Source organism: Pseudoduganella sp. RAF53_2, from assembly GCF_052113985.1.
GTDB lineage: Bacteria > Pseudomonadota > Gammaproteobacteria > Burkholderiales > Burkholderiaceae_D > Rugamonas.
Map to the genome: position 1 here is coordinate 1 of NZ_JBFRDW010000183.1, position 9,239 is coordinate 9,239.

Here is a 9,239-nt window from a genome sequence, read left to right on the forward strand (position 1 = left end):
ACGCGGGTCACTTCCGATGCGAAGGAACGCAGCTGGTCCACCATCACGTTGATGGTGTCTTTCAGCTGCAGGATTTCGCCGCGCACGTCCACCGTAATCTTCTTGGACAAGTCGCCGTTTGCCACGGCGGTGGTCACCTCCGCGATGTTACGCACCTGCGACGTCAGGTTACCTGCCATGGAGTTCACGGAGTCGGTCAAGTCTTTCCAGGTACCCGCCACGCCTTTCACCTGCGCCTGGCCGCCCAGCTTACCTTCCGTACCCACTTCACGCGCCACACGCGTCACCTCGGAGGAGAAGGAGGACAGCTGTTCCACCATGGTGTTCGCCGTCATTGCGGCGCGCAGGTACTGGCCCTTCAGCGGGTGGCCGTCCACTTCCAGCGCCATGGTCTGGGACAAGTCGCCCTTCGCCACGGCGCCGATCACGCGCGCCATCTCGGTGGTCGGGCGCACCAGGTCGTCGATCAGGGTGTTGACGGAGCTGATAATCGTCTGCCAGCCACCGGACACGTTCGGCACCGCCGCGCGCTGCGTCAGACGGCCTTCGCGGCCCACCACGCGGCTCACGTCCGTCACCGCTTTCACGATGCGTTCGTTGTTCTCGATAATTTCGTTGAGGGTGTCGGCGATCTTGCCGGAGACGCCCGTCCAGTCGGAGGGCATGCGCGCGGAGAAATCGCCTTTTTTGAGTGCCATGAGGGTGGAAAGGATCAGGCGTAGATCCAATTCCTCCGGCAGTTCGGTCATATCGTTCACGTATTCCTCCGGGCGGATTTGCCAAAAATGCATTATGGCAATTTTGTGTAGTTTAGCCGAACAAGCGTATTACAATTTAGAGGGACCCTGCGCACGATTGCGCAGGTGTTGCATTTTTACTTCAGTTGCTGTAACAGGAAGGTATAGGTCAGCGCCCACATTTGTGCCTGTTGGTCGTTATTGGCCGCGCCGGCGTGGCCGCCTTCCGTGTTTTCCCAGTACAGCACATCGTGGCCCTGTTCCTCCATCTTGGCCACCATCTTGCGCGCATGGCCGGGATGGACACGGTCATCGCGGGTCGAGGTGGTGAACAGTATGCGCGGATAGTGCTTGTCCTTGAATACGTTCTGATAGGGCGAGTATTTGCTGATATAGGACCACTGCTTGGGATCGTCCGGATCGCCGTATTCGCCCATCCAGGAAGCGCCGGCCAGCAGCTTGCTGTAGCGCTGCATGTCCAGCAGCGGGACCTGGCACACCACAGCATTGAACAGGTCCGGACGCTGGGTCAGCACGGCGCCGACCAGCAGACCGCCGTTGGAGCCGCCCATGATGCCGAGGTGGCGCGGGCTGCTGACTTTATGCTTGATGAGATCCTGCGCCACGGCGATGAAGTCGTCGAACGCTTTCTGGCGGTTTTCCTTCAGTGCGGCCTGGTGCCAGCGCGGACCAAATTCGCCGCCGCCGCGGATATTCGCCAGCACGTACACACCGCCATGCTTCAGCCATGCCTCGCCGGTGGTGCCGCTGTAGAAAGGCTTCATCGATACTTCAAAACCGCCATAGCCATACAGCACCGTGGGGTTCTTGCCATCGAGCCTGGCCTGCTTGTTCATCACCACGAAGTAGGGAATCTTCGTACCGTCTTTTGACGTGGCCTGAAACTGCTTGACCACATAAGGCCTGGCGTCGAAGAAGCCTGGCAGGGACTTCAGCGAAGAGCGCTGGTCGCCGCCGCTGTGCGCCAGGTACATGGTGGTCGGGTTCAGGAAGTCGGTGACGGTCAGGAAGTAGTCGTCTGAGGCGATAGGATCGATGGCGCTGACTTCCAGCGTGCCGAAGGCAGGGGCATCGACCTTGCGCTGCTGCCATTTGCCATCCACGTGCGTGTACTCGACCAGACGGTTCTTGACGTTGTCGAGCACATTCAGCAGCAGCTTGCTCCTGGTGGCGGAGACACCGTCCAGCGAACTGGTTGGGGTTGGCGTGAACAGTACGTCGAACTTGCGCTCGCCGGCCATGAATTTGCGGAAATCGGTGGCGAGCAGGGCGCCTTGCGGGTAGCGCTGGCCGCCAACTTCCCAATCGGAGCGCAGGTCGATGATCAGCTGGTCGCGCACCGTGTAGGCATTGGCGTCTTCCGGCTTTTCGATCCTGGTCAGCTTGTCGCCTTCGCGCAGGAAGAGCTCACTGCTGTAGAAGCCGATCTGGCGCGAGACGAACTGGAAATCGTAATCGGGCGTGAAGTCCTTGTAAGCGCCGACGCCCAGGTCTTCGGTCTTCGCTTCGTACAGCGTGCGTGCGGCCGTCAGCGGCGTGCCGCGCTTCCATTCCTTCACGATGCGCGGATAACCGGAAGTGGTCATCGAGCCTTCGCCGAAATCGGTGGAGACGAAGAGGGTGTCCTGGTCGATCCAGGCGATATCGCTCTTTGCTTCCGGCAGCGTGAAGCCGTCTTTCACGAAAGCGCGCGAGGCGGTGTCGAACTCGCGCACCACATGCGCATCGCCGCCGCCGCGCGATAGCGACACCAGGCAGCGCTCGCCCTTTGGATACAGGCAGTGCACACCATGCCAGACCCAGTTTTCCTTTTCATCGGCGGCCAGTTGGTCGACATCGATAATGGTTTCCCAGGCCGGCGCCGGCTTCTGGTACTGCTCCATGGTCGTACGGCGCCAGATGCCGCGCACGTGCTGGGCATCGCGCCAGAAGTTGTACAGGAAGTCGCCGTGCTTGACGACGAAGGGAATGCGTTCCTTCGAATTGAGGATGGTGCGCAGGCGTTCGTGAATGGCCGGGTATTCGGGCCGGGCCTGCAGCTCCTTCAGCGCGACCGCATTCTGCCCCTTGACCCAGGCCAGCGCTTTGTCGCCGCCTACGTCTTCCAGCCACAGATAGGGATCGGGCTTCCGGGTCTCGGCATGGCCTTGACCCAGCGCTGCCAGGCCGAGCACCATGCCGCTGGCCAGTTTTCGGTACGAACGCATTCTGTCTCCTCAAGATTGCAGAATACGTACTCTACACCAATGAAGGATCTACTTACAGTTGCTTGGCCTCGAAGGTATTGCACTGGGCGATATCGCCCGATTTGATGCCGCGCGTGAACCAGCGTACGCGCTGTTCGGAGGTGCCGTGGGTGAAGGAATCCGGCACCACTTCACCGGTGGCCTGTCGCTGCAGCGCATCGTCGCCAATTGCGGTCGCGGCGGCCAGCGCTGTTTCGATATCGCCCTGTTCCAGGATCTGGCGCGCGCGGTTGGCGTGGTAGCCCCACACGCCGGCAAAGCAGTCCGCCTGCAATTCCATGCGCACCGACAGCGCGTTCGCCTGCTTTTCGGAAGCGCGGCGGCGTGCATTGTCGACCTTCTCGGAAATGCCCATCAGGTTCTGCACATGATGGCCCACCTCGTGCGCGATCACATAAGCCTTGGCGAATTCGCCGGACACGCCGAAGCGCTGCTCCATCAGCTTGTAGAAACTAAGGTCGATATAGACTTTCTGGTCGCCGGGGCAGTAGAACGGACCGGTGGCGGTCAGGCCCTGGCCGCATGCGGTTGGAATGCGGCCCGTGAACAGGTCGAGCTTGGGCCGCACGTATTGCGCGCCTTGCTGCTTGAACAGCTCATCCCAGGTGTCTTCGGTATCGGCCAGCACCACGCGCACGAACTTGGCCTGGCGGTCGTTTGGATCGGTGCTGTGCGAGCGTGGCTGTTGCTGCTGCACGGCGACCGGACCGCCACCGCTCAACAGGCTCAGAATGGTGGACGGGCTCACGCCAAGGAAGTAGGAGCCCACCAGTGCGATCAGAATCGTGCCGATGCCGATGGAGCGCCCGCCGAAGCCGAAACCTCCGCCACCGCCGCCGCCATCGCCGCGCATATCTTCGACGTTGTCGCTTTCCCTGTTACCTTCCCAGCGCATGTACTGCTCCTTTGTTATCCATGTTTTTCACTATATAACATGGCGACCTGGTGTGGCGCMTGATTTGTTGGAAATCTTTACAATTGCATTTTGCTCAGAAATGGAGGTTGTGTGAAAGCACGACGGTGGTACATCGTGGCAGCAGTGCTGTGGGCCGTAGTCGCAGGGGCAGTGTATTTCCTGCGCGTGCCTGAATTGGACTGTGCACAACAGCAGCCTGCGGCTTACACGCAGAAGTGCCTGGCGGCTGTCCAGCAGCAGGCGACGGCAGGCGACACCATCGCCATGCTCAAACTCATCCAGTATTTTGAGCCGCGCGACCGCGGCACCGCCCAGCAATGGGTACGCAAGGCGGCGCAGCGCGGCGAACCGTCGTCGGTGCAGCGCATCTTTGCCGAGTGCGGCGAGGGTAAGGCTTACAGCGTGCAGGATGCGGAAGCGCTGCTGGCCAGTGTGAGCGCGCTGGACGAGGCCTACTTCCGGCTGGGCGGCTCGTGCAAACCGGTGGACATGGACTACGCAGCCCATTTGTCGCCGGCCGATCTGATCTCGGCGCCGGACGTGCCCGGCCTGTGCCGCGTGGCCGTCAAATATGCCCAGCTTAGCGTGTCGCCGGCAGGCGCCAAACTGGACCCGGCCAAGCCCGCGCAATTGCTGGCCGAATGCGAACGCCGCGCGGCGCCCGGAACCGAAGGACTGAAGGATGCGCAACTGGCGCGCCAGATGCTGGAACGGCAGATCCGCGCGGTGCGGCTGGAGTAATCCATCCAGCACGCACCGGCCGGGTGCTTAGTTGATCATCGGCCCGCCGATATTGCCTTTGAAGATTTCCATATTCAGGCTGAAGTCGTCGACGGTGCCGTGTGTGCGGCCGCCGTCGACGGTGACCACCACGCTGCGCCCGCCGTGCAGGCGTGTCATTTCTTCACGCGAAAGCGAACGCGCAAACTCGCGCTCATGTTTTTCCGTAATGGCCTTCACGCTCAGGTCTTTGATGATCAACGTTTTCATGATGCTTCTCCTAATAGATAAAGATAAAAAGTCGGTAGTGAACGCAGCTTTGTACGCTCACTACAAACGATGCATCTAGCATGCCAACGGGATCACGGGGCAGGGCGCCATAGCTTCGCCCTGAATTGTTGGAACGCGCCCAACAAACCGGCGCCGCTGTTGGATTGCAGCAGGCGATAAAGCACAGGCAGCACCAGCAGTGTCAGCGCCGTGGATGACAGGATGCCGCCGATCACCACGGTGGCAAGCGGACGCTGGACTTCCGCACCGGTGCCCGTTGCCAGCGCCATCGGCACGAAGCCGAGCGAGGCGACCAGCGCCGTCATCAGCACGGGCCGCAGCCTGGTCAGCGCGCCGGTGGTGATAGCGTCATCGATGGTGGCGCCATCCTCGCGCAAGCTGCGGATACTGGCGATCATGACCAGGCCATTCAGCACGGCTACGCCGGACAGCGCGATGAAGCCGACGGCCGCCGAAATCGAGAGCGGAATGCCGCGCAGCCAAAGCGCAACAATGCCGCCGGTCAGGGCAAAGGGAATCCCGGTGAATACCAGCAGTCCATCCCTGACATCCCTGAACATCACGAACAGCAGGGTGAGCACCAGGAACAGCGCGAGCGGTACCACAATCCGCAGGCGCTGCGTGGCCGATTGCAGCTGCTCGAAAGTGCCGCCCCAGCCGGTCCAGTAGCCCGCCGGGATCTTCACGTTTGCTGCGATGGCCGCTTCCGCTTCTTTGACGAAGCCACCAACGTCGCGGCCCCGGACGTTGACGCTGACCACAATGCGCCGCTTGCCGTTTTCGCGGCTAATCTGGTTCGGTCCCTGCGCAAACTCCAGCGCGGCGACTTCCGCCAGCGGGATGAAGGACCCGCCGGGAAGGGCAATCGGCAGCCGGCTCAGCGCCTCCACATCGCTGCGTAATGCTTCCGGCAAGCGGACGACGATATCGAAGCRCCGGTCGCCTTCAAACTTGACGCCCGCTGTGCGGCCGCCGGTCGCGATGGCGACGGTTTCCTGCACATCGGCGATATTCAGACCATAGCGCGCCGTCTTTTCGCGATCGATGTCCACGGTCAGCATAGGCAATCCCTCGGTCTGTTCCACCTTGACCTCGGCCGCGCCGGAAATGCTTTGCAACGTCCGGGCGATCTGCTGGCCGGTCTGCGCCAGCACGTCCATATCGTCGCCATACACTTTCACTGCGACGTCGCTGCGAACGCCGGAAATCAGCTCGTTGAAGCGCAGCTGGATCGGTTGCGAGAACTCGTAAGCATTGCCTGCATATTTTTCCGCTTCCTGCTGGATGGTTTCGAGCAGGTCCGGCCGGTTTTGCCTGAGCATGATGTAGCCGTCCGAGATATTGGGCGGCATCGGGTCGGACGCGATTTCCGCTGTGCCGGTGCGGGCGAAGATGCGCTCGATTTCCGGGAACTTCGCCTTCAGCCCGGCTTCCAGCTTCTTCTGCATTTCAAGCGATTGCGTCAGGCTGGTGCCGGGGATACGCAATGCCTGCAAGGCGAGGTCGCCTTCATTCAGGCTTGGCACAAACTCGCTGCCCATGCGGCTTGCCAGCAGGGCCGACAAGGCGATCAGCACGGCGGCCGTGGTGATCACCAGTGCGCCGTTGGCGAGGACCTTGGCAAGCATCGGCTGGTATGTCCGGCGCGCCATGGCCATCAGGCGATTCTCTTTTTCCGCAACACGCTCGCCGATGAACAGTGCCACCGCAGCAGGAATGAAAGTCAGCGAAAGCATCATCGCGCCGGCCAGCGCCGCGACCACGGCGAAGGCCATCGGGTGGAACATTTTGCCTTCCACGCCGGACAGTGCGAAGATCGGCAAATACACCACCATGATGATCAACTGGCCGAACAGAAGCGGACGGCGCGCTTCCTGTGCAGCAGCGAAGACTTCGCGCATGCGCTCGTCCAGTGTCAGCGTGCGCCCGCGCTGCTCCTGCGCGTGCGCGAGCCTGCGGACGCAATTTTCCACGATGACCACGGCTCCGTCGATAATGATGCCGAAGTCCAGCGCACCAAGACTCATCAGGTTGGCGCTGACTTTGTAGCTGGCCATGCCGGTAAAGGTGAACAGCATGGAAAGCGGAATCACCATCGCCGTAATCACGGCAGCCCGGATATTCCCGAGGAAGAGAAACAGGATGGCAATGACCAGCACAGCGCCTTCCAGCAGGTTCTTCTTGACGGTATGGATGGCCTTATCGACCAGCACCGTCCGGTCATACACCGGAACAGCCTTGACGCCGGCGGGCAGGGAGCGGTTGACCTCCACCATTTTCTTCGCCACCGCTTGCGCCACGGCGCGGCTGTTTTCGCCGATCAGCATGAACACTGTACCCAGCACGACTTCGCGCCCGTTCTCGGTTGCTGCACCCGTGCGCAGCTCGCGGCCCAGCGCGACATCGGCGACGTCGCGCACGCGAATCGGCACGCCCTGAACGTTTTGCAAAATCGTATTGCGGATATCGTCCAGCGAGCGGACCTGGCCCGGCGCGCGCACCAGCAACTGCTCGCCGCGCCGTTCGATATAGCCCGCGCCGACATTGCCGTTGTTGCGGTCTACGGCAGTCAACACGTTCTTCAACGTCAATCCATACGATCGGAGCTTGGCCGGATCAGGCGTGATGTGGTACTCCTTCGTATAGCCGCCAATCGAATTGATTTCGGCCACGCCGGATACCTGGCGCAATTGCGGCTTGATGATCCAGTCCTGCATCTCCCGCAGGTCCGCTGGCGTATAGGCGCTTTCCGGCTCGCTTTCAAGCGTCCAGAGATAAATCTCGCCAAGCCCTGTCGATATCGGCCCCATGGCCGGGACCACGCCGTCCGGCAGGCTGTCCTTCGCTTCCTGAATGCGCTGGTTCACCAGCTGGCGCGCGAAGTAAATGTCCGTGCCATCCTTGAAGATCACGGCCAGCTGCGACAGGCCATAGCGCGAGAGCGACCGTGTCTGCTCCAGATTCGGCAGCCCGGCCATGACGGTTTCGAGCGGGTAGGTAATGCGCTGCTCGACCTCCAGCGGCGAATATCCCGCTGCGGACGTATTGATCTGCACCTGGACATTGGTGATGTCCGGCACCGCATCAATCGGCAAGCGCTGGTAGTTGTAGACGCCAACCGCGGCCATGCCAAGCACCGCCAGCATCACCAGCCACCGCTGCTGGATGGCGAATCGAATGATTTTCTCAAACATGCTGGTGCTCCCTCTCAGTGCCCATGCTCGGCACTGGCGATGCCTTGCTGTGCCTTGATCACGAAGCTGCCGGCCGCGGCGTACGCAGCACCGGGTGGCAAGCCGTCAAGGATTTCGACCAGGCGTCCATCGCTGATCCCGGTGCGCACTGCGTTGGCCTTGAAGCCGTTTGCCGCTTGCGTGAAGACGACAGGCTTGCCTTCCAGTGTGTGGATCGCCTCCGCTTGCACCGCGACGCCGACCTCTTTTTTTCCGCGCGCCAGCGAGACATCCACGAACAGGCCAGGGCGCCATGCCGTGCCGGGATTGTCGATGACCACGCGCGCCTTGGCGGTGCGGGTTTGCTCGCCGAGCAGATTGCCGACGTAACTCACCTTGCCGATGGCGGAAGATCCCGTGCTGCCGGATCTGATTTCAACCGCTGCGCCGACGCGCACTGCCTCGATGTCCCTGGCCGCGACCACGACTTCCACCCAGACACTGGAAAGGTCGGACAGCAGGAACACGTTGGCGTCTTCCTTGACCGCCTCGCCCTGGGTGATATGTTTTTCGACTACGACGCTGTCAAATGGCGCACGCAGCACGTAGCGGTTGAGTGCCCCCTCGCTTACGTCGGCGCCAAGCGCGGTCAGTTTGGACTTGGCGCTCTGTGCCTGGATTTCGGCCTCGCTGAATGCTTGCCGGGCTTGCAGATAATCCCGTTCGGCGGAAATTCTTTCCCGCCAAAGCAGCTCTTCGCGTTCGAACGTGATTTTTGCGAGTGTCAGGCGTTTCTCGGCCGCCAGCAGGGCGCTGCGCAGGTCGGCCAGTTCGGGACTGGAGATGACCGCAAGTACCTGTCCTTTTTTAACCCGCTGGCCCAGATCGGCCGACACCGATTCCGCTACGCCGGGCAGGCGCGGGACCACGTGCGCCGTGCGGTCTTCATTCAGTTTGACTTCGCCCGGCAGGCGGACAACGGTAGCGATGCTGGCCGCGCCGGCGTTCGCGAACGTGATGCCGGCCAGCTTGATCTGCTGGTCCGACATCGGAATGGAGTCTTCTGCCGCCTTGACTGCGGGGCTGGCAGGCTTGCTTGTGTCCTGGAACAGAATGCCTGCGCCCAGCAGCAGGC

The 9,239-nt window shown here is 61.6% G+C and carries 7 protein-coding genes; 1 reads left to right on the forward strand and 6 read right to left on the reverse strand.

The window, feature by feature from the left end:
- The 3 genes from AB4Z11_RS12900 to ypfJ all read right to left on the reverse strand — a co-directional run.
- Window positions 1–758, reverse strand: a 758-nt coding sequence (locus AB4Z11_RS12900; protein ID WP_442025650.1) for a HAMP domain-containing protein, incomplete at its 3' end; no start/stop codon positions are given.
- A 116-nt stretch (window positions 759–874) separates the two neighbouring features.
- Window positions 875–2,965, reverse strand: coding sequence for a prolyl oligopeptidase family serine peptidase (locus AB4Z11_RS12905; protein WP_442025651.1), 2,091 nt, complete (start codon window positions 2,963–2,965; stop codon window positions 875–877).
- A gap of 52 nt (window positions 2,966–3,017) precedes the next feature.
- Entirely contained in the window at window positions 3,018–3,899 is an 882-nt protein-coding gene (gene ypfJ, locus AB4Z11_RS12910) for a KPN_02809 family neutral zinc metallopeptidase (RefSeq protein ID WP_442025652.1), read from the reverse strand.
- 111 nt (window positions 3,900–4,010) lie between these two features.
- Here ypfJ and AB4Z11_RS12915 point away from each other — a divergent pair, with 111 nt between their 5' ends.
- Complete coding sequence (locus AB4Z11_RS12915) at window positions 4,011–4,661, forward strand: hypothetical protein (RefSeq protein ID WP_442025653.1); 651 nt, start codon at window positions 4,011–4,013, stop codon at window positions 4,659–4,661.
- 27 nt (window positions 4,662–4,688) lie between these two features.
- Here AB4Z11_RS12915 and AB4Z11_RS12920 read toward each other — a convergent pair whose 3' ends face one another.
- From AB4Z11_RS12920 to AB4Z11_RS12930, 3 genes are all read right to left on the reverse strand, one after another.
- Entirely contained in the window at window positions 4,689–4,910 is a 222-nt protein-coding gene (locus AB4Z11_RS12920) for a hypothetical protein (protein WP_442025654.1), read from the reverse strand.
- A gap of 92 nt (window positions 4,911–5,002) precedes the next feature.
- On the reverse strand, window positions 5,003–8,125 hold the full coding sequence (locus AB4Z11_RS12925) for an efflux RND transporter permease subunit (RefSeq protein WP_442025655.1): 3,123 nt from the start codon (window positions 8,123–8,125) through the stop codon (window positions 5,003–5,005).
- A 14-nt stretch (window positions 8,126–8,139) separates the two neighbouring features.
- On the reverse strand, window positions 8,140–9,239 hold a 1,100-nt coding region (locus tag AB4Z11_RS12930), incomplete at its 5' end, for an efflux RND transporter periplasmic adaptor subunit (RefSeq protein ID WP_442025656.1).